This window comes from Saccharopolyspora sp. NFXS83, from assembly GCF_026241095.1.
GTDB lineage: Bacteria > Actinomycetota > Actinomycetes > Mycobacteriales > Pseudonocardiaceae > Saccharopolyspora_C.
The window spans coordinates 187548-207223 of sequence record NZ_JAPFGB010000003.1 but is presented as its reverse complement, the minus strand read 5'-3'; the positions used below and the strand labels follow the sequence as shown (position 1 = coordinate 207223).

The following is a 19676-nucleotide window of genomic DNA, read 5'->3' as shown; positions in this document are numbered from 1 at the left end:
GACATGAATCCCGACCACGCGTCCTCTCGCGCGAAAATGAATCGGATCCCTGAATCCGAATTGCGAGGACGTCCGCAATCAAGCTTGATTTACCGCAATACAATCACATGGAGCGCAAAATCTCAGGCGTCGAGAAAAAGCAGCGCCGCCGACCGCGATCACAACGACAACCCGCCCTCGGCGTAGTAGCCCTTGATGTGCGCGGTCATCCGCCGCCCCGCCACCTCGCCGTCACCCGCGCGAACCGCCGCGAGCACCTCCCGGTGCTCCCGCCGCAACCGAGCCGACGTGTCCGCCCACGACCGCAGCAGCGGCAGGGTCTCGCGGGTGTAGTTCTCGATGGAGTCGCGCAGACCGGACATCATCGCGGCGATCACCTCGTTGCCCGCGGCCTGGGCGAGGGCCAGGTGGAACTGGGCGTCGAGCGCCAAGAACTCCGCCGCGGCCAGGTCCGGCTCGTCCATCGCGTCGAGCAGTTCCGCCGCCGCCGCGAGGTCGACCGGTTCGGGCGCCCCGGCCAGCTCGGTCACCGACGCGGTCTCCAGCACCAGCCTGGTGCGCACCACGTCGCGCACCTGGAACCCCTGGCCCGCGACCTGCAATCGCAGCAGCGCGCTCATGCCACCGGTCGGCCGCGCCAGGATCACCGCCCCCGCGTCCGGCCCGGAACCGGTCTGCGCGCGCAGCAGCCCCAGCGCTTCCAGCACCCGCATCGCCTCGCGCACCGAGGAACGCCCCACCTGGAGCTCCTCGGCCAGCGCCCGCTCGCCGGGAAGCCGCTGGCCGGGAGCGATCCGTCCGGTGAGCAGGTCGTCCTCGATCTGTGCGAGCACCCGTTCCCACGCCCTCGGCCCAGCATTCGCCACGGCCCGAGCCTATCGGCGCACCGGCGCGTTGCGGGCACCGCGCACCCGCGCAACGCTGACGCGACGGCCACCACTCGTTCCCGGCGCCACCGACCCCGGCTACGGTGTGGTCAGACCACACCTCGGAAAGGGGTTCGACGCATGCGGGTAGCCCTGTTCGCCACCTGCCTCGGGGACACGCTGTTCCCCGACGCGGTCAAGGCCACCGCGCTGCTGCTGAGCAGGCTCGGCCAGGAAGTCGTGTTCCCGCAGGCGCAGACCTGCTGCGGGCAGATGCACGTGAACACCGGCTACCAGCGCGAAGCGCTGCCGCTGGTCGACAACCACGCGGCCTGCTTCGCCGACGAGTCGATCGACGCCGTGATCGTGCCCTCGGGCTCCTGCGCCGGTTCGATCCGCCACCAGCACCAGATCGTCGCCGAGCGCTACGGCACCCCGGCGCTGCGCCAGCAGGTCGAGCGGTCCCGCGCGAAGACCTACGAGCTCGCCGAGTTCCTCGTCGACGTGCTCGGCGTGGTCGACGTGGGCGCGACGTTCCCGCACCGGGTGACCTACCACCCCACCTGCCACTCGCTGCGGATGCTGCGGGTCGGGGACAAACCGCTGCGGCTGCTGCGCGCGGTGCGCGAGATCGACCTGGTGGAACTTCCCGACGCCGACCAGTGCTGCGGCTTCGGCGGGACCTTCGCCCTCAAGAACGCCGACACCTCCACGGCGATGCTCTCGGACAAGCTGCGCAACGTCGCCGCCACCGGAGCCGAGTTCTGCTCCGCCGGGGATTCCTCGTGCCTGATGCACATCGGCGGTGGCCTGTCCCGGATGCAGACCGGCATCGGCACCCTGCACCTCGCCGAGATCCTCGCCTCGACCGAACACGCCATCAGCCCGAAACGGGGAGCACTCGCATGAGCGGCACCTTCCTCGGCATGCCCACCGCTCCCCCGCGCGGAACCGGCAACCTGCGCGGCGAGGAACCGTTCCCGGCCGCGGCTCGCACCGAACTCGGCAACACCCAGATGCGCCGCAACGTCGGCAAGGCCACCCGCACGATCCGGAACAAGCGCCTGCAGGTGACCGGGGAGCTTCCCGACTGGGAACAGCTGCGCTCGGCGGGCGCGGCGGTCAAGCGCGACGTCATGGGCAGGTTGCCGGAACTGCTCGAGCAGTTCGAGCGGGCGGTGACCGAACGCGGCGGGCACGTGCACTGGGCGCGCGACGCCGCCGAGGCCAACGCGATCGTCACCCGCCTGGTCAAGGACACCGGGTCCGACGAGGCGCTCAAGGTCAAGTCCATGGCCACCCAGGAGATCGGGCTCAACGAGCACCTCGCCGACGAGGGCATCACCGCCATCGAGACCGACCTGGCGGAGCTGATCGTGCAGCTCGGCGACGACCGCCCCTCGCACATCCTGGTGCCCGCGATCCACCGCAACCGCTCCGAGATCCGCGAGATCTTCCTGCGCTCCATGCCGGGCGTGGACCCAGGATTGGACGACGATCCGACGCACCTGGCCAACGCGGCGCGGCGGTTCCTGCGCGAGCGGTTCATGCGGGCGCGGGTCGCCATCTCCGGGGCGAACTTCGGCATCGCCGAGACCGGCACGCTGTCGGTGGTGGAGTCCGAGGGCAACGGCCGGATGTGCCTGACCATGCCGCGGACGTTGATCACGGTGATGGGCCTGGAGAAGCTGATCCCCGCCTACGCCGACCTCGAGGTGTTCCTGCAGCTGCTGCCCCGCTCCTCCACCGGTGAGCGGATGAACCCGTACACCTCGATGTGGACCGGCGTCACGCCGGACGACGGGCCGCAGGAGTTCCACCTGGTGCTGCTGGACAACGGCCGCACCGCGACGCTGGCCGACGCGGTGGGGCGCGAGGCGCTGCACTGCATCCGCTGCTCGGCCTGCCTCAACGTGTGCCCCGTTTACGAGCGGACCGGCGGGCACGCCTACGGATCCACCTATCCGGGACCGATCGGCGCGGTGCTGACCCCGCAGCTGGCCGGGATGGACACCGGAGGCGGTGATCCGAACTCGTCCTTGCCGTACGCGTCGAGCCTGTGCGGAGCCTGCTTCGACGCCTGCCCGGTGAAGATCGACATCCCGTCGTTGCTGGTGGAGCTGCGCCACCAGCACGTCGAGGAAGCCCACCTCAGCGCCGAGCAGCTGATGATGAAGGCCGCCTCCACGGCCATGGCCACCTCCGGCCGGTGGACCGCGGCGCAGCGCGCGGCGCAACTGGGCCGGCTGCTCGGGCGCGGTGGGCGGATCCGGACGCTGCCGCCGCCGGGGAGCGCGTGGACGTCGGCACGAGATCTGCCGGTGCCACCGAAGCAGACCTTCCGGCAGTGGTGGGATTCCGCCGAGGGCCGGGCCGCGATCGACGACGCCCATCGTGAAGGAGGCCGGCGGTGAACGCCCGCGACACCGTGCTGGGCCGGGTGCGCGACGCGCTCGCCATCGCCCCGCCCACCGCCGTGCAGGTTCCGCGCGAGTACCGCCGCGACCGCGACCTCCCGGCCGCCGAGAAGCGGGAGTTGCTGGTCGACCGGCTGGAGGACTACCAGGCCACGGTGCACCAGTGCGCCACCGCCGACGTCGCGGCCACCATCGCCGGGGCCCTCGGAGGCTCGGCCCGCGTCGGCATCCCCGCCGGGCTCGACCGGGGGTGGCTCGCGGCGTTCCGCGGCGAGGTCGTGGTCGACTCCGCCGAGGTGCCCCCGGACCGCCTGGACGCGCTGGACGGGGTGGTCACCGGCTCGGCCGTGACCTGCGCCGAGACCGGGACGATCTTCCTCGACGCGTCCGCCGACCAGGGGCGGCGCGCGCTCACCTTGGTCCCGGACCTGCACGTGTGCGTGGTGGCGCTGTCGGCGGTCGTCACGGGCGTCCCCGAGGCGGTGGCCCGGCTCGAACCGGCCCGGCCGACGACCCTGATCAGCGGCCCGTCGGCGACCTCGGACATCGAACTGGACCGGGTCGAAGGCGTGCACGGTCCGCGCACCCTGCACGTGGTCCTGCTGCTGGACGGTTGAGGGGCGCCTGCAGGCGAGCAGCGCAGCGGGCCGGGCGGCGGGAACGCGGCGGCACCGCCGCCGGCAGGACGTCGCGCAGCGGCCACGAACCCCCGAACGTCCACTATGGACATATCTGGCGGCTGGACGCCGATCGATCCGGGACCCGCTCCCCTTCGCGGCGCCCCCGCCGATGGCGCGCTGCCGAACGGCCGTTCCGGCAACGCCCCGGAGTGGTCCGTCCGGCGGCGCGCAACGGTGCAGGTGGCCGCTTTGCGGCGGTTTCGCGCCAGCCCTCGGCGATCACCCTTGCGGGTTCGAGGCGAGCGAACTTACGCTTTTTTGGAAAGCGCTTACCACATTTCCATTCGATGAGCGCGGGACTGCTCCATCCGACCGGGGTGCGACGAGGCACCCTCGACATGATTGGCACCGTCCTCAATGGAATTATTCAAGGTGAACGATCCCCGATCCCGCCGCCGCGCGCTGCTGCCCGTGCTGGCCGCCGCACTGCTCCCGGTCACCTGGCCGCTGCCGCACGCCGTCGCCGCGCCGCCCGCGGCCGAGTCCGGCCGGGCCGCCGTCAGCATCCGGTCCGGTGACGGCAACTTCGTCTCGTGGCGGCTGCTCGGCTCCGACCCGGCGGGCGTGGCGTTCGACGTCTTCCGCGACGGCACCGAACTGACGCCCGCACCGCTGACCGGCTCCACCGGCTTCTTCGACGCGGGCGCACCGGCCGACGCCGACTACACGATCGTCCCGGCGATCCCCGGCGGCGCCACGATGGCCGCGTCGCGAGCCCGCTCGTTCGCCGCCGACCACCTCGACGTCCCGCTGCAGATCCCGGACGGCGGCACCACGCCCGACGGCACGGACTACACCTACAGCGCCAACGACGTCAGCGTCGGCGACCTCGGCGGTGACGGCGAGTACGAGTACGTGGTCAAGTGGGATCCGTCCAACTCCAAGGACAATTCGCAGGGCGGCTACACCGGCAACCAGATCGTCGACGCCTACGAGGCGGACGGCACCCTGCTGTGGCGGATCGACCTCGGGCGCAACATCCGCGCCGGCGCGCACTACACCCAGTTCCAGGTCTACGACTACGACGGGGACGGACGGGCCGAGGTCGCGATGAAGACCGCCGACGGCACCGTCGACGGCGCGGGCACCGCTCTCGGCGATGCCGACGCCGACCACCGCAACGACGGCGGTTACGTGCTGGACGGGCCGGAATTCCTCACCATGTTCGACGGGGAGACCGGTGCGGCCCTGCACACCACCGACTACCTGCCGCAGCGCGGCACGGTGAGCGACTGGGGCGACGACTACGGCAACCGCGTGGACCGCTTCCTCGCCGCCACCGCGCAGATCGGCGACAAGCCCGCGCTGATCGAGGCGCGCGGCTACTACACCCGCACGGTGATCACGGCTTGGCACTTCGACGGCGGCGAACTCGTTCCGCTGTGGACGTTCGACAGCGATGAAGCGGGCGAGCAGTACGCCGGGCAGGGCAACCACAACCTGTCGGTGGCCGACGTGGACGGCGACGGCAACGACGAGATCATCTACGGCTCGCTGGCCCTCGACGACGACGGCACGCCGCTGTGGAACACCGGGTACGGCCACGGCGACGCGCTGCACGTCGGCGCCTTCGCCCCGGGCAACGAGGGCCTGGAGGTGTTCAAGGTCGACGAGAGCTCCGACCAGCCCGGCTCGTGGCTCGCCGACGCCGCCACCGGCGAGATCCTCTGGGAGACCGGCCCCTCGGGCGACAACGGCCGCGGCGTCGCCGGGGACATCTGGGCGGACAATCCCGGTGCCGAGTACTGGTCGGCCGCCGACGACCGGCTGCGCGACTCCGCGGGCGCCGAGATCGGCGCCGCTCCCGGCTCGATGAACTTCCTCGTCTGGTGGGACGGCGACGCGACCCGCGAGCTGCTCGACGACACCCGCATCGACAAGTACACCGGCGACGGCGAGCAACGCCTGGAGGACTTCGACGGAGTCGCCTCGAACAACGGCACCAAGGCCACTCCCGCGTTGTCCGCGGACCTGATGGGCGACTGGCGCGAAGAGGTCGTGTACCGCACCGAGGACAGCAGCGCGCTGCGGATCTTCAGCACTGCGGAGCCGACCGAGCTGAGCTTGCCCAGCCTCATGGAGGACCGGCAGTACCGGCTGGCCGTCGCCTGGCAGAACACCGCCTACAACCAGCCCCCGCACCCGAGCTACGACCTCGGCGCCCCGGACACCGCCACCCGCGGTGACACCGGCCCGCTGCCCTGACCCGGTAGTCCACCTCTCGCGGACCGGAGGGGTGTCCCGCGAGAGCGGGAGTGATCCGACGGGCCGTTCGCCGCGATTCGCAGGCGAACGGCCCGTCCGCCATCAACACCGTTGCCCCGCAACGAGAACCCCGGTCAGCTCCGGCTCGGCAGGGTGTCGGCGAAGGCCGTGAGGACGTCGGCGAGCACCTGCCCGAAGGATGCCTCTCCCCCGCGCTGGGCGAGTTCGGCGAACGCGAGCTGGGTCAACGCGAGCAATGACGTCGCCAGTGCCCGCGCCCGCAGGTCACCGGGCTCCCAGCCTTCGCGGCGGCAGATCATGTCGGTCACGAACTCGACGATCCGCTCGACCCGGCCGAGCACCATGGCGAACACCTTGGAGTCGGCGGCGATCGCCTTCTCGAACAACCGCCGCTCGTCGCTGACGCCAGGCCGCTCGGAGAGCTCGGCCATGGCGGCGCGGACCGTGATCGTCAGGTCCTCGTACAGGTCTCCGGTGGGACCACCGGAGACGAAGACCTCGATCTCCGGCCCGGTGGGGAGCTCGTCGGGCCCGAGCACGGCGGAGGTCTTGTCCGCGAGCAGGTTGAACAAGGTGCGGCGGCTCAGGTCAGCGGCTTCGGCGAGGTCGTCCATCGTGAAGCCGTCGAATCCGCGCGCGATGACGAGCTCGCACGCCTTCCGCTGGATCAGCGCCCGACGCTCCAGCAACTTGCACTCTCTGGACATGGAGTGCATTGTTGCACTGCGGTACCACCCAGTGCAAAACGCAACGCCACGCGCTTTCGCGCTGCACCCACCGGCCGCCACACCGACATCGAGCACGAGAGGCGACGAACGTTGAACGCAGCAACACCGGCCCGGATCGCACCGCTGACCTGGCTCACGGCCGCCACCGCCAAGTTCGTACTCTCCGCCCTGGCCCGGCCGCTCCGGATCACCCTCACCGAGCGGACGATCGGCGAACCCGAGGTCGTCCACGTCCCGACCCGGCACGGGCGAGTCCGGTGCTTCGTGCACCGCCCGCATCCGGACGCACCGCTGGCGAACGGCCGCCCTCCCGTGCACATCAACATCCACGGCGGCGGCTTCGTCATCACCGAGCCGCGCCAGGACGACCACCTCACGACCTACCTCGCGGCCGAAGCCGGCACGGTCGTCGTGAACATCGACTACAGCACCGCCCCGCAAGCCCGATTCCCGGTCGCCGAGGAGCAGTGCTTCGACGTGCTGAGCTGGGTCGCGGGCTCCGGCGACACCATGGGCTGGGACGGCGAGCGGATCAGCCTCGGCGGCGGGAGCGCGGGCGGGAAGCTCGCCCTGTCGACGCTCCAACTGGCGCACCGCGCTGGCGCACCGCCGGTCCGGGCCGCAGCCGTCGTCGTCCCGCTGGTCGACGCCACGATCCCCCCGCAGGACTACACCTCGGTGCTGCCCCGGCCGGAGATCAGCCCGCGCATCGCCCGCCTGGTCCGGGACACCTACTTCGCCGACGCCCAACGCCGCGCCGACCCCCTGGCTTCGCCCCTGCTCGACCCGGACATCGCCGCGGCGCTGCCGCCGCTGCTGGTGATCAGCGCGGAACACGACACGCTCACCCCGCAGATCGAGCGCTTCGTCGAACGCGCCTCGGCGGAAGGCGCGCCGGTCGCGCACCGCTGCTTCGAGGGACGCGACCACGGTTTCGCCGCCCAGCGCGCCACCGGCACCGCGGTGCTGCGCGAGTGCGCCGACCTGATCGCCGACCACCTCCGCACCCACCTCACCCACGCCACCCCGAACCCGGCCTGATCGACGCGCGAACAGGCTCAGAACACCGAACCATCAAGCTTGATCCGCCGATAGGGCAGTGAGGTCAGTGGCCGACGCTCGCCCTCGTCACGAACGGATCGAGTACGACACGCACGTCCAACCCACCTTGACAACCACGCGCTCTTACAGGAGGTCGCGCCTTCAGCAGCATGACCCGAATCGCGGACGTGATCAGCGATTCGGGTCACGTGATCACCACCGCGCGTTAAGATCACACTCGGTCGCCCTCACGATAGAGTGGTCCAGCTGGAGGTTCGCTTGCGGCACGTTCGTGGCAACGCCGCCAACCTGCTCGAAGATGCCGAGCAGGACCGGCTGCTCGCGCGGATCGCTGAAGCCGTCGGCGGCAATTACGACCTCGACTCAGATCACGGCGAAGTCGGCGCTTGGCGAAACAGCTTGCCCATCCTGTTGCGACTCCTGTGCGACGCGGGACTCGGGCATACCGAGCTACTCCTCGAACACTGGCTCCCCTACAGCCCGAAGCGGGTCGACGCCCTGTTGTGCGGAAGACACCCTGGCAGCGGCGAAGCCTCCTACGTTCTGGTCGAGCTAAAGCAGTGGAGAAGCGCGCGAGCAGTGGGCGACGGGTTGGTCAAAGTTCCGGGCCTCGTGAAGCTCCAGCTTCCTCCCTCCGCTCAAGTTCGCCGCTACTGCCAGCAACTGCTCGACTTCACCCCTTCACTGGCAAGACGGGCGGAACCGGCGAAGGCTGTCGCCTACCTCCACAACGCGATCCGCGCAGACATCAAAGACCTGTACAACCACGACCCGCAGGGCTGGGTACGCCTTTACGCAGCAGACCAACGTGAAGACCTGGTCGAGTACCTGAAATCGTTGCTGGACTCGGGGCCAGGCTCGGGCGAGGCAGCACAGCGAGCCACCGATGCTCTGCTCTCCGCGGAGCGAGCACCCACGCGAACTCTGTTGCAAACGTCGGCGGCTTCGTTCGAGCACCGGGACGACTTCGTGCTGCTCGACGAACAACAAGTCGCCTTGAACCTCGTGATGAACGCTGTTGCGTCGGCCGAGCGCGCCGGCTCCCGCTGGTCCCCGGATGGGAAAACCGTGATCATCGTCCGCGGGGGACCCGGCTCAGGAAAGAGCGCACTCGCGACGACCTTGCTCACGCGCCTTGCGCGACACGGCAAACGCGTCCTCCACGCCACCGGCTCCAAGGCGTTCACCGAGACGCTGCAAGACCGAGTCGCCCAAGGTGATGAGCGCATCCGTGAGATGTTCGGCTACTTCAACACCGTCTCAGGCCGCCACGACGAACTGGACGTACTGATCTGCGATGAGGCTCACCGCATCCGTGGCGGCCTCCGCGATGGGCGCATCTTGCCGCAGTACGAAGTTCGGCAGATCAACTCACTGATCGACGCCGCGAAGGTCCCGGTCTTCTTGCTCGACGAGCACCAGGTCGTGCGGCCGAACGAGCGCGGAACACCGGACAATATCAGGAGAGCAGCCGAGCAACGAGGTTACGAGGTTACGAGGTCCACACAATCGACCTCGAAGGCCAGTTCCGATGCGGCGGGTCACCATCGTTCGACGAGTGGGTGCTGCGCCTACTGGGGTTATCCGACGCGCCCCCGATCGGTTGGTCCGATCTGGTGGCGGGCACTCGCGACGAGTACGTCGTGCACGCTGCAACGACCGCACCGTCGTTGGAGGAGTGGTTGCTCGACCGGGCATCCATGTTCGGTGGGTCAGCGAGGATCTCAGCCGGCTTCTGCTGGGATTGGAACCAACCGAAGAAGCTGGACGGGAAAGTCGAACTCGCCACCGACATCAGGATCAATGGATGGCACCGACCCTGGAACACGCCGTCCGGCGCAGAGGCGCCCGACGCGCCACGCACGTCTCTGTGGGCGTCCGACCCGCGGGGCTTCGGCCAGGTCGGCTGCGTCTACACGGCACAGGGGCTTGAGTACGACTGGGGCGGAGTTCTCTTCGGCGAGGACTTCGTGATCCGCGACGGAGTCTGGCGCGCCCAGCAGAGCGCGACGAAGGACCCCTCACTGCGCTCCACCTCTACGCCGTTCTTCGACCGACTGGTCCGCAACACTTACAAGGTGTTGCTGACGAGGGGAATGCACGGGGTCGGGCTGCATTCCGTAGACCACGAAACGAACGAGTTCCTGCGGCGCTTCGCGCGCTAGCGCAGCCGTGCAACGAAGGAAGACACATTGACCAACGTGCTGATACAGCCATGCGCCAATACCGTCGCACGGCGCAACTGGCGCAAGACCATAGATCAGTCGATCCAGTTCAGAGCTCTCCCGTACTCGGAGGCGCTCACCGCGCCGGAGCTCGAGCGGTTGAACGAGATTCACGACCATGGTGCTGCCAAGTTCTGGGGACGGACCGGCTTTCATGACAAGACCATGCCTTCGGTCCGCACCGGAGACGTGGTGCTCTTCACCTGGAAGAATCACATCAGGGCCATCGGGACCGTGGGGACGAGCTTTCGGAACTCCGCCTTCGGCGACATGCTCTGGCACGAGCCCGGTGATACCGAGGTCTTTCCGAACGTCTTCAGTCTGCTCGCCGTGGCCGAGGCCGAACTTCCCTATAGCGTGCTGTGGAGCGTTCCAGGCATCAAGCACGGGGACAACTTCCGCCAGGGGCGCGTGATCACGGATCTCGAGTTGGCCGATGACATCCTCGATTCACTCGGTGTCCAAACCGCCGAGAACGACGAACTCGCGACCAAGATCCAAATCGCAGTCGAGGAAGGGATGAAACGGAACGTAACGCTTCAGCTGGAGCGGTTGCTTAACGAACGGACTCAGTACCAGGCGCCAGCCCGTGCGGTGACGGTCAACCATGTGGAATCCCGCCTCGTGCACGAATACGAAAAGACACGCGACATCAACTTCGTGCGAGTCCGTTCATCAGCGGGTGTCACCGACCTCCAGACCTCCGGTGATGGCGAAGCCGAACTCATCGAGGCCAAGGGAGACCACACCCGCAAGAGGGTTCGCGAGGCGGTCGCCCAACTACTCCACTACGCACCGGAGAACACGTACGAGCTGGACAGGCTAACGGCGCTCTTTCCGGCTCGGCCCGGCGACGATGACATCACGTACCTGCACAGACTGGGAATCGACTGCGTCCATCGAACCGGCCCTGGCTCGTTCAAGCGCGATCCGGCACCGGAAGCCCGCCGCGAGTACATGCGTCCGGTCTGGAACGACAACCTCGAACGGTGAACCATCGACTCGCCGAGAGCGGTACCCGATCAGGCCGGGTTGTCGGGAAAGGCGATGCCGTGCAAGGTTTTCCGGAGTTCGTGCAGGAGTTCCGGTGGCAGGCGGTCGAAGTGGGCCGCTTGCGCTTCGTCGATCCGCCGCCGGGCCTCGTCGCGGAGCCGGTGGCCGCCGCCGGTCGCGGTGATCCGCTTGTTCCGGCGGTCGGCGGGGTCGGGGCGCCGGGTCACGAGGTCGCGGTCCTCCAGGTCGTCGACGAGCGCCACGATCTGGCTCGGGTCCAGGCCGACGAGGGCGGCCAGCCGCCGCTGGGTCACACCCTCGGGCTCCTCGGCGACGAAGGCCAGCACGGAGTACGAGCGCACCCGCAGGCCCAGCGGGGACAGCGCTTCGCTCGCGGACTTCGCGATCACGCCGCTGGCGCGGGACAGCAGGAAGCCCAGGTCTTCGGCGAACGGCCGTTGCTCGCGCATCTCCACATCGAAACGATAGCAGCCTTCAATCGTTGAACTTCTCAATGGTTTGTGGTTGCCTACGGTCCGGATGCGGCGAGTTCCCGAAGGGCGGCGACACGATGAGCAGGTACGAGTACGGCATCGACTTCGACGGGATCACCGCGCTCGACTTCCACGCGCACATCGAGATCGACTCCCACGGGCACCGGTCGCTCGACGACGACCTGATGGCGGCCTCGGAGCAGTACTTCAAATCCGGCGCGGAACGCACACCGTCCTTGGACGCCGTCGCCGAGCACTACCGCGAGCGCGGCATGGCCGCGATCGTGTTCACCGTCGACTGCGCCGCCGCGACCGGACACCCGGCCAATTCGATCGAGGAGATCGCGGAAGGCGCCGCGCGGCACAACGACGTGCTCATCCCGTTCGGTTCCGTCGACCCCTGGCAAGGCCGGGCCGCCGTCGACCGCGCCCGCAGGCTCGTCGACGAGCACGGGGTGAAGGGCTTCAAGTTCCACCCCAGCCTGCAGGCGTTCGCACCGGACGATCCGCGGTTCCACCCGCTGTACGCGGCGATCTCCGAGCTCGGGGTGCCCGCGCTGTTCCACACCGGGCAGACCGGGATCGGTGCCGGGATGCCCGGCGGGCACGGCATCAAGCTGCGCTACTCCGACCCGGTGCTGCTCGACGACGTGGCGGCCGACTTCCCCGAGCTCACCATCGTGCTGGCGCACCCGTCGGTGCCGTGGCAGGACGAGGCGATCTCCATCGCCTCGCACAAGTCCAACGTCTACATCGACCTGTCGGGGTGGTCGCCGAAGTACTTCCCGCCGCAGCTGGTGCGCGCGGCGAATTCGGTGCTGCGGCACAAGGTGCTGTTCGGTTCCGACTTCCCCGTGATCCAGCCCGATCGGTGGCTGCGCGACTTCGACCGGCTGGAGATCAAGGACGAGGTCCGGCCGTTGATCTTCAAGGACAACGCGCTCAAGCTCCTCGGCGTCCGATGACCGGGGACCATCAGGCCCCGACGCGGTCGTCGAACCGGGGCGTGATCGACGACGGCGGCACGAGGCCCCACCGCTCCAGCTCCTCGCGGACCTGCTCGGCGGCGTCGATGTTGAGCGGCCCGGAGGTCCACAGCGCGTAGGGCAGGTTGACGAACCGCTCCTCGGTGATGGCCCGGAGGCGGTTGATGCCCGGACGCGCCTTCAGCATCGCCACCTTCTCCTGGAAGCTCTGCGGCGGGTAGTCCACGAACACGAACGCGTCGGGATCCGAGGCCGCGACCCGTTCCCAGGACACCTTCGTCCAGGTGTCCCGGACGTCGTCGAGCGCGTTGCGCCCGCCCGCGGCGTCGACGATCGCCTGCGGCCCGCCGAGGTTGCCGCTGGAGAACACGGTGTCGCCGGCGCTGTCGAAGACGAAGATCGTCGGCGGTTCCGGTGCCTGCGGGGCGGCCCGCAGCGCGTCGAGCCGGGTCCGCAGGTCGGCGGTGACCTGCTCGGCCTGGGTCGTGTGCCCGGTGATGGTGCCGAGGTTGGTCAGGTCCTCGTGCAGCGCCCGCCACGGCTCGACGATGCCGCGCGCGGAGCCGCCGCCCGGTTGCCGGCAGCTCTCGGTGAGCACGTACGGCGCGATGCCCAGCTTGCGCAGGCCGTCGGGGGTGAGCTGGTTCGCTTCGCTGTAACCGTAGTTCCAGCCCGCCACCACCACATCGGGGCGTTGCGCGAGGACCGTCTCGCGCGAGGGCTTCTCCGGTGCGCCGATCCGCAGTTCGTCCACCACGGGACCGTAGTGGCGGCGCAGCGCGTCGACGTCCTGCTGCATGCTCGACACCGCCGCGATCCGCTGCTCGGCGCCCAGCGCGAGCACCATTGAGATCATGTTGCTGTCGTTGATGAACAGGCGTTGCGCGGGAGCGGGGAACTCCGCGGGCGAGCCGCAGTTGGTGACGGTGACCGAGGCCGTGCCTTGCGACGTTCCTGGCGCGCGGGTACCGCAGGAGGCCAGCAGGGTGACCGCGGTAAGCGAGATCAGTAGCTGGATGCGTCGTCGCACGAGTCGTCCTCGGTAGATGGGTCGTCGATGAGCAGGTGGGTCCTGCCGGTGCGCGGGTGCGCGACGGGCGTCGCTTCGACGCCGAACACGGCGCGCACGACCTCGGGGGTCAGCGCCTCGCCCGGCGCGGTAGCGGGCCGGGCGGTTCCCTCGTGGAGCACCAGGATCCGGTCGCACGCGGCGGCGGCGAGGCTCAGGTCGTGCAGGCTCAGCACGCAGGTCTTGCCGGAGCCGCGGACCAGGCGCAGGAGCTGGAGGCGGTGGTGCACGTCGAGGTGGTTGGTGGGTTCGTCGAGCAGCAGCAGCGGGGTGCGCTGGGCGAATCCGCGGGCCAGCAGCACCCGTCGCCGTTCCCCGCCGGAGAGCCGGTCGACCGGCCGGTCCTCGAAGCCGGACAGGTCCACCGAGCTCAGCGCGTCGGCGACGGCCTCGCGCTCCCCGTCCCCGCCACCGGACCATGGAGCGCGGTAGGGCGTGGTGCCGAGCGCGACGAACTCACCGACCAGGAAATCGGCGGGCAAGTCCTCTTCCTGCGGAACGAGGGCCACCCGCTGAGCGCGCTGCCGCGCCGTCAACCGGTCCAGCCGCACTCCGTCCACCAGCACTTCTCCCCCGGCGAGCCGCAGGATTCCGGCGAGCGCGCGCAGCAGGGTGGATTTGCCCGAGCCGTTCGGGCCGACGACGCCGATGGTCTCGCCGGGCTTCGCGCTCAAGGACACGTCGGTGAGCACGGTGCGGCGGCCGAGCGAGCACCGCAGCCCGTCCGCCCGCAGCGGCGCGCTCACGACGCCCCGCCGTGGGAGTAACGGCGCCGTCCCAGCAGGATCAGGAACACCGGGGCGCCGATCAGGCCGGAGACCACGCTGAGCGGAATCTCCGTGGGGCGCACCAGAACTCGCGTCGCGACGTCCACCCACAGCAGGAACACGGATCCGGCCAAGGCCGCCACCGGCAGCAGAACGCGGTGGCGCGCTCCGACGATCAGCCGCGCCACGTGCGGCACCACGAGACCGACGAATCCGATGCCGCCGGAGACGGCGACCAGCACGCCGACCAGGACGGTGAGCGTGGCGAACAGGGCGATCCGAAGGCCCCGCACCGGCACGCCCAACGCCGCCGCCGTGTCCGGCCCGGTGGCGAGCGCGTCGAGCCAGCCACTACCGGCCACGAGCGCGATCCCGGCCAGCAGCACCACGCTCGCGGGGAGGGCCAGCTGCGCCCACTCCGCCCCGGCGAGGCTTCCCAACAGCCAGAACAGCACGGATTGCGCCGCCGCCGGGTCAGCGCTGCGGAACACCAGGAAACTCGCAATCGACGAGAACGCCGACCCGAGCACCGTGCCGATCAGCACCAGCCGCAGCGGGGTCAGCCCGCCTTGCGCGATGGCGATGGTGAACACCAGCAACGACGAGCACAACGCCCCGGCCAGCGCACCCGCCGACAACGCCCACATCCCGGCCCCGGCGAACAGCCCGGTCGTGATCACGGCGGTGGCCCCCACACCCGCGCCGGAGGACACGCCGAGGAGGTAGGGATCGGCAAGCGGGTTGCGCACCAGCGTCTGCATCGCGGCTCCCGCCAGCGCCAGTCCCGCGCCGACGACGAGCGCGAGCAGTGCTCGCGGCAGTCGCAGGTTCCAGACGATGGTGTCGTGGACGAAATCAGGAGGCGCGGCACCGGTGAGCCTGCTGAGCAGCACGTCGGCCACCTGCACCGGCGGGAGCGATTCGGCGCCGAACGCCGTCGAGAGCCCGATGCTCACCGGCAGCAACGCCACGAACAGGAACGTGATCAGCGGTGTGCGCAGGCGGCGAGGCGCGGGCGCCGCGGCCTTCCCCCGCGCGATCTCCCGCCGAGCGGGAACGAGACGTGGCGGCACTGCGACGACCCTCCTCGGACTGGCGCGGTCCGGGTAGCGGCTGGTGCGACGGGGAGGGGGCTGGCTGCCGGGCACCTGCTCAGGTCCCCGGTCACAGTGGCGCGACCGCTCCGAATTCTCATCGGATTCCCTCATCCGTCACGTGTTCCGGATGATCCTAGACGTGGTTTTCGCCGTTCGGGAAAGAGATCGTTGTTGGCCGGATCACAAGGTCTCCGCCCTCCGGAGAGTGCTCGTGCCGGCGCCCGGCGTCACCGAACGCGCGCCTTTTCCCACCGCTGCGCGAGAAGCCACCGAGGCCGCGACGACCACCAGGTAGTCCGCACCTGATCAGGCTGCCCGTAACACGGGTCGTTGCGCCGAGGGCGCGCAACCGCGGAGACGAGCGATGGCGCGCACTTCACCACGCGAAGATCGGCGGCGATGTCGCTCCCTGCCGAGAACCCGGCTTCGAGAGGGGAAACGCACGTCGCCGTCAAGGGGTTTCGCCGCTTGCACGGATCTTTCACCTACCCGGTGGGTCCTGCGGGTGAATCGATCATCGCGCTCGACAGCCGGGGCCGTTCGCGGTCGAGGTAGTGGGGAGACGTCCTCGATCTAGGAGAACCACGTGCGAAGTGCCGCCGCCCCGGTCTGCGCCCGCGTCGATCGCGCTGAGCGCCGGGACATCCCCGTTGCGATCATCGGGGCCGGCCCCAGCGGGCTGGCCGTCGCCGCCGAACTCGGACGCCGAGGCGTCGCCGCGACCGTCTTCGAGAGCTCCGGGCACGTCGCGGCGAGCTGGCGCGGGTACTACGACCACCTGCGGCTGCACACCGTGCGAGCGCTCTCGGGGATGCCCGGCATGCGGATCTCGCGCGGCTTCGGCCGGTGGGTCGCCCGCGACGACATGGTGCGCTACTTGGAGGACTACGCGCGCCAGCACGACCTCGACGTCCGTCTGAGCACCCCGGTCGACCGGATCCGTCCCGTCGAACGGGGCGGGGTCGTGGACTCGTGGCGACTGTGCACCGGCAGCACCACCGCGACGGCGGGCACCGTGGTGGTGGCGACCGGGCTCAACCGCACCCCGCACCTGCCGGAGTGGCCGGGCCAAGACGCCTTCTCCGGATCCGTGATCCACTCGGCCGACTACCGCACTCCCGAACCGTACGAAGGTCGTTCGGTGCTCGTCGCCGGGGCTGGCAACAGCGGAGCGGAGATCGCGGTCGCGTTGGCCCGCCGCGGAGCCGCCCGCGTCTGGTGGGCGGTGCGCACGCCGCCGAACATCGTGCCCGCCTCCTCGGATCGCCTGCAGCGGCTGGGGATCGCGGCCGGTGCGCTGCCCACCTCGGCGGCCGACCTGCTGACCACGACGTTCGAGCGGATCTTCCTGCCGAACCTGACCGCGCACGGACTGCCGCGCGCCCGCGAAGGCCTCTACACCCGCGCCCGGCGCGACGAGGTCAGCCCGGTGCACGATCGCGGTGTCGTCGATGCGATCCGGCGGGAGCGGGTGCAACCGGTCGCGGCCGTGGCCGGGTTCGATCGCGGCCAGGTGGTGCTGGCCGACGGAACCCGGATCCGTCCCGACGACGTCGTGGCGGCCACCGGATACCGCTGCGGCCTGGAGCGGCTGGTGGGGCCCGACGTGGTGAGCTCGCGCGGAATGCCCCTCGCGCGCGGGCCGCGGACCGCTCCGGAGGCGCCGAACCTGCACTTCGTCGGGTTCACCAACCACCCGAGCGGCCACCTGCGCTACGCCGGGCTGGAGGCGCGGGCCACGGCGAAGGCCATCGGCCGACGGCTCCGCCGATTCGGCGACCGCCCGGTGGAGCACGCACCGGAATGCGCGTGCGCCACCGCTCCCGAGCGGGTCTCCGGCGAGGTCGCGTGACCGGCGATCGCCGATCTTCCCGCGGTGGTAGCGATCCCGGCCGGGTTCACCCGGCGTTCCGCTCCCCGGCGGAGAACCGGAACCGCGCCAGCGTCCGCGGCCCCCACAACACCACGACGATCGCGGAGGTCGGGATGCTCGGCACGTAAGAGGTGCACATGTTCGTCACGGCGTGCACGACGATGATCGCGAACACGCTGCCGCCGGTGTTGGCGAACAGCCACACCCGCAGCACCCGCATCCCGACCGCGCCGAAGAACCCGAGCACGAACAGCGTCGGCCCCTGCCCGCTCTGCAGGATCGACGGGATGTGGAAGGCCCACCAGACGACCCCGAGCACGACGCCGCCGCCCAGCGCGCCCCACCGCTGCTGCAAGGGTTCGATCGCATGACCCGACCACCCGAGTTCCTCACCGGCGGCGGCGAAGAAGAACACCGCGGCGAACAGGAGCGCCGCCGTGAGCGCCAACTCCGGCTGCGGCTGAAACTCCAGTCCTGTTAGGACTGTCAGCGCCCAGGTCAGCACCAGGCACATCACCGGCAGCAGCACCACCGGCAGGTACCAGGCCTTGCCGGTGATCCGGCGGTGGTCGACGACGCGCCGCAGCAGAGCGCGCGCCCCGGCAGCGCCCTCGGCCCGGTAGGTGAGGATCAGCGCCGCCACCGCCGGGAGGAACGCCGCGACGAAGCGTCACCGGGGCGTTCTTCGGCAGCCCGGGCACGTGCACGAAGTGCGCCAGCACCTAGAAGGGCAGGAACAGCACCGCGGCCAGCGCGAAGAACGCCGTCGGCGACCTCGTCGCCACCGGCGGCGTGCGGGTCCGTTCCGTCGTCATGGGCAGGAACCTACTGAGCCCGGCGCGCCCCGGCTCGAACGAATGGGACACCGGCCGCGGCCGACGCGGAACGCCGCAACTGGGTGGGAGTCCACCGGGTCAGCGCGCGGACCTCGCGGCTGAGGTGGGCCTGGTCGGCGTACCCGGCATCGGCCGCCACGCGGGCCAGGCCGCGGGAACCGCGCGCGAGCAGCTCCGCGGCGCGTTCGAAGCGCAGGACGCGCGCGGCGGCTTTGGGCGTGATGCCGAGCTGGTGGTGGAACCGGCGGACGAGAGGGCGCCTGCTCCAGCCGAGCCGCGCGGCCAGCGCCTCGACGCGCACGTCGCCCGCGCACGCGCGCAGCCGGCGCCACGCCCAGGCCACCTCGGGATCGGCGCGCGGCCCCCTGGCCAGCAGTGCGGCGATGGTGTCGGCGAGTACCGCGAACCGCACGTCCCAGTCCGGCGCGTCGGCGAGCCGGACCGCCTCCGCACCGAGGACCGCCGCCAAGCAGGGCGCCGCGCCAGTGAGGAGGTGCAGCGGAACGCCGAGCACCGCGTGGCCCAGCAAGGGATCGCAGCGCAGCACCAGCCCGCGCTGCCTGCCACCGATCGTGAGCTCCTCGGCGCCGTCCCGGAGCCCCAGCACCACCGAGCGGTATTCGTCCGCCGACCCGTCCCTGGTCAGCGTGATCGGATCGCCGAAGCCGAGCGTGAGCGTGACGCGGCTGGACGGGAGCACGCGCAGCGGTACAGGTGCGGGCAGCCGCTCCTCGTAGCCCGCGCAGTCCCAGCCCCGTCTCGCCTGCCCGCCGGGCCGGTGGCGGGCGGACTCCACGCCTGCCGGCACGTGCCCGGCGACGGGCAGGGCGTTGACGAAGTGCACCCCGGCAGTATCCGCGACGCACCGGGGTGGACGTCCCCGATTGCGCTCGTCAGGCGTCGGCGGGGACGAGGCCTTCGGCGACGAGCCCGGCGTGCACGGCTTCGCCGAGGGTCGTCGCCGCGCTCAACGGCCGGACCATGACGGTGAACTCCGAGATCAGGCCGTGCTCGTCGAGCTGGATCAGGTCGATGCCGTGGATCTGCTTGCCGCCGACCGTCGCCCGGAAGATCAGCACGTGCGAGTCGGTGTGCTCGTCGGCGTCGGTCTCCGCTTCGCCGCTGAGGGTGCCGACGTACCGGAAGTCCTCGAACACGCGGCGCAGCAGGACGCCGAACACACCGAGCACCAGGTCGCGGCCCTCGAACGGCCGGAACTTGACGGGGCTGAAGAATCGCGGAGCGGCGGCGAACAGCGGCTCCAGCGCGTCGGCGTCGTGGTGCTCCACTGCGGCGCGGAAGCGCTCGATGGTGTCCACTCGAACTCCTCAGTCAACGATGTGATTAGTCAGAAAAT

Annotated in this window: 18 protein-coding genes, 1 pseudogene and 1 riboswitch; of the genes and pseudogenes, 10 read left to right on the top strand and 9 right to left on the bottom strand. The window is 70.2% G+C overall.

The features are described from left to right. Nucleotides 1–158 precede the first annotated feature (158 nt). Nucleotides 159–866: a FadR/GntR family transcriptional regulator gene (locus tag OOZ19_RS04720; RefSeq protein ID WP_266088629.1), complete on the bottom strand. Its 708-nt coding sequence runs from the start codon at nucleotides 864–866 to the stop codon at nucleotides 159–161. 141 nt (nucleotides 867–1007) lie between these two features. Here OOZ19_RS04720 and OOZ19_RS04715 point away from each other — a divergent pair, with 141 nt between their 5' ends. The 4 genes from OOZ19_RS04715 (at nucleotide 1008) to OOZ19_RS04700 (ending at nucleotide 6168) form a co-directional block, all read left to right on the top strand. Next, a complete protein-coding gene (locus OOZ19_RS04715) occupies nucleotides 1008–1775 on the top strand; it encodes a (Fe-S)-binding protein (protein ID WP_266088627.1) in 768 nt (255 codons plus the stop codon). Further along, nucleotides 1772–3280, top strand: a complete 1509-nt coding sequence (locus OOZ19_RS04710) for a LutB/LldF family L-lactate oxidation iron-sulfur protein (protein WP_416309393.1) — start codon at nucleotides 1772–1774, stop codon at nucleotides 3278–3280. The genes OOZ19_RS04715 and OOZ19_RS04710 overlap by 4 nt, the downstream gene beginning before the upstream one ends. Continuing rightward, nucleotides 3277–3900, top strand: a complete 624-nt coding sequence (locus OOZ19_RS04705) for a LutC/YkgG family protein (protein ID WP_266088625.1) — start codon at nucleotides 3277–3279, stop codon at nucleotides 3898–3900. The genes OOZ19_RS04710 and OOZ19_RS04705 overlap by 4 nt, the downstream gene beginning before the upstream one ends. A 435-nt stretch (nucleotides 3901–4335) precedes the next feature. Next, nucleotides 4336–6168 carry a rhamnogalacturonan lyase gene (locus OOZ19_RS04700; protein ID WP_266088623.1) on the top strand — a complete coding sequence of 611 codons (1833 nt, stop codon included), beginning with the start codon at nucleotides 4336–4338 and terminating at the stop codon, nucleotides 6166–6168. 134 nt (nucleotides 6169–6302) lie between these two features. Here the strand turns inward: OOZ19_RS04700 and OOZ19_RS04695 are convergent, their stop codons facing one another. Beyond that, complete coding sequence (locus OOZ19_RS04695) at nucleotides 6303–6896, bottom strand: TetR family transcriptional regulator (protein ID WP_266088621.1); 594 nt, start codon at nucleotides 6894–6896, stop codon at nucleotides 6303–6305. 111 nt (nucleotides 6897–7007) lie between these two features. On the opposite strand from OOZ19_RS04695, the gene OOZ19_RS04690 reads away from it, so the two are divergent. From OOZ19_RS04690 to OOZ19_RS04675, 4 genes and pseudogenes are all read left to right on the top strand, one after another. After that, entirely contained in the window at nucleotides 7008–7958 is a 951-nt protein-coding gene (locus tag OOZ19_RS04690; protein WP_266088619.1) for an alpha/beta hydrolase, read from the top strand. Between the two features lie 1029 nt (nucleotides 7959–8987). After that, a pseudogene (locus tag OOZ19_RS04685) lies at nucleotides 8988–9422 on the top strand (DNA/RNA helicase domain-containing protein); the annotation flags it as partial. A 119-nt stretch (nucleotides 9423–9541) separates the two neighbouring features. Then, entirely contained in the window at nucleotides 9542–10144 is a 603-nt protein-coding gene (locus tag OOZ19_RS04680) for a DNA/RNA helicase domain-containing protein (RefSeq protein WP_416309398.1), read from the top strand. A 27-nt stretch (nucleotides 10145–10171) separates the two neighbouring features. Continuing rightward, complete coding sequence (locus OOZ19_RS04675) at nucleotides 10172–11197, top strand: hypothetical protein (protein WP_266088617.1); 1026 nt, start codon at nucleotides 10172–10174, stop codon at nucleotides 11195–11197. Nucleotides 11198–11226: 29 nt separating this feature from the next. Here the strand turns inward: OOZ19_RS04675 and OOZ19_RS04670 are convergent, their stop codons facing one another. Beyond that, nucleotides 11227–11667 (bottom strand): MarR family winged helix-turn-helix transcriptional regulator, encoded by a 441-nt coding sequence (locus tag OOZ19_RS04670; RefSeq protein WP_266088615.1) that lies wholly within the window; start codon nucleotides 11665–11667, stop codon nucleotides 11227–11229. A gap of 101 nt (nucleotides 11668–11768) precedes the next feature. Here OOZ19_RS04670 and OOZ19_RS04665 point away from each other — a divergent pair, with 101 nt between their 5' ends. Next, nucleotides 11769–12656: an amidohydrolase family protein gene (locus tag OOZ19_RS04665; protein WP_266088613.1), complete on the top strand. Its 888-nt coding sequence runs from the start codon at nucleotides 11769–11771 to the stop codon at nucleotides 12654–12656. 10 nt (nucleotides 12657–12666) lie between these two features. On the opposite strand, the gene OOZ19_RS04660 is transcribed toward OOZ19_RS04665, so the two are convergent. The 3 genes from OOZ19_RS04660 to OOZ19_RS04650 are packed head-to-tail and all read right to left on the bottom strand — an operon-like array spanning nucleotide 12667 to nucleotide 15586. Further along, nucleotides 12667–13707, bottom strand: coding sequence for an ABC transporter substrate-binding protein (locus tag OOZ19_RS04660; protein ID WP_266088611.1), 1041 nt, complete (start codon nucleotides 13705–13707; stop codon nucleotides 12667–12669). After that, the gene (locus OOZ19_RS04655) at nucleotides 13683–14492 is read right to left on the bottom strand and encodes an ABC transporter ATP-binding protein (RefSeq protein WP_266088609.1); all 810 of its coding nucleotides are present in this window, start codon (nucleotides 14490–14492) and stop codon (nucleotides 13683–13685) included. Before OOZ19_RS04655 ends, OOZ19_RS04660 begins: the two co-directional genes overlap by 25 nt. Continuing rightward, nucleotides 14489–15586, bottom strand: a complete 1098-nt coding sequence (locus OOZ19_RS04650; RefSeq protein WP_266088607.1) for a FecCD family ABC transporter permease — start codon at nucleotides 15584–15586, stop codon at nucleotides 14489–14491. The genes OOZ19_RS04655 and OOZ19_RS04650 overlap by 4 nt, the downstream gene beginning before the upstream one ends. Before the next feature lie 39 nt (nucleotides 15587–15625). Next, nucleotides 15626–15758, bottom strand: a riboswitch (cobalamin riboswitch). Nucleotides 15759–16196: 438 nt separating this feature from the next. On the opposite strand from OOZ19_RS04650, the gene OOZ19_RS04645 reads away from it, so the two are divergent. After that, the gene (locus OOZ19_RS04645; protein ID WP_266088605.1) at nucleotides 16197–17462 is read left to right on the top strand and encodes a flavin-containing monooxygenase; all 1266 of its coding nucleotides are present in this window, start codon (nucleotides 16197–16199) and stop codon (nucleotides 17460–17462) included. 46 nt (nucleotides 17463–17508) lie between these two features. Here the strand turns inward: OOZ19_RS04645 and OOZ19_RS04640 are convergent, their stop codons facing one another. From OOZ19_RS04640 to OOZ19_RS04630, 3 genes are all read right to left on the bottom strand, one after another. Continuing rightward, a complete protein-coding gene (locus OOZ19_RS04640; RefSeq protein WP_266088603.1) occupies nucleotides 17509–18126 on the bottom strand; it encodes a CPBP family glutamic-type intramembrane protease in 618 nt (205 codons plus the stop codon). A 182-nt stretch (nucleotides 18127–18308) separates the two neighbouring features. Next, a complete protein-coding gene (locus OOZ19_RS04635) occupies nucleotides 18309–19163 on the bottom strand; it encodes a helix-turn-helix domain-containing protein (RefSeq protein ID WP_266088601.1) in 855 nt (284 codons plus the stop codon). 49 nt (nucleotides 19164–19212) lie between these two features. Next, nucleotides 19213–19638: a nuclear transport factor 2-like protein gene (locus OOZ19_RS04630; protein WP_266088599.1), complete on the bottom strand. Its 426-nt coding sequence runs from the start codon at nucleotides 19636–19638 to the stop codon at nucleotides 19213–19215. Nucleotides 19639–19676 lie beyond the last annotated feature (38 nt).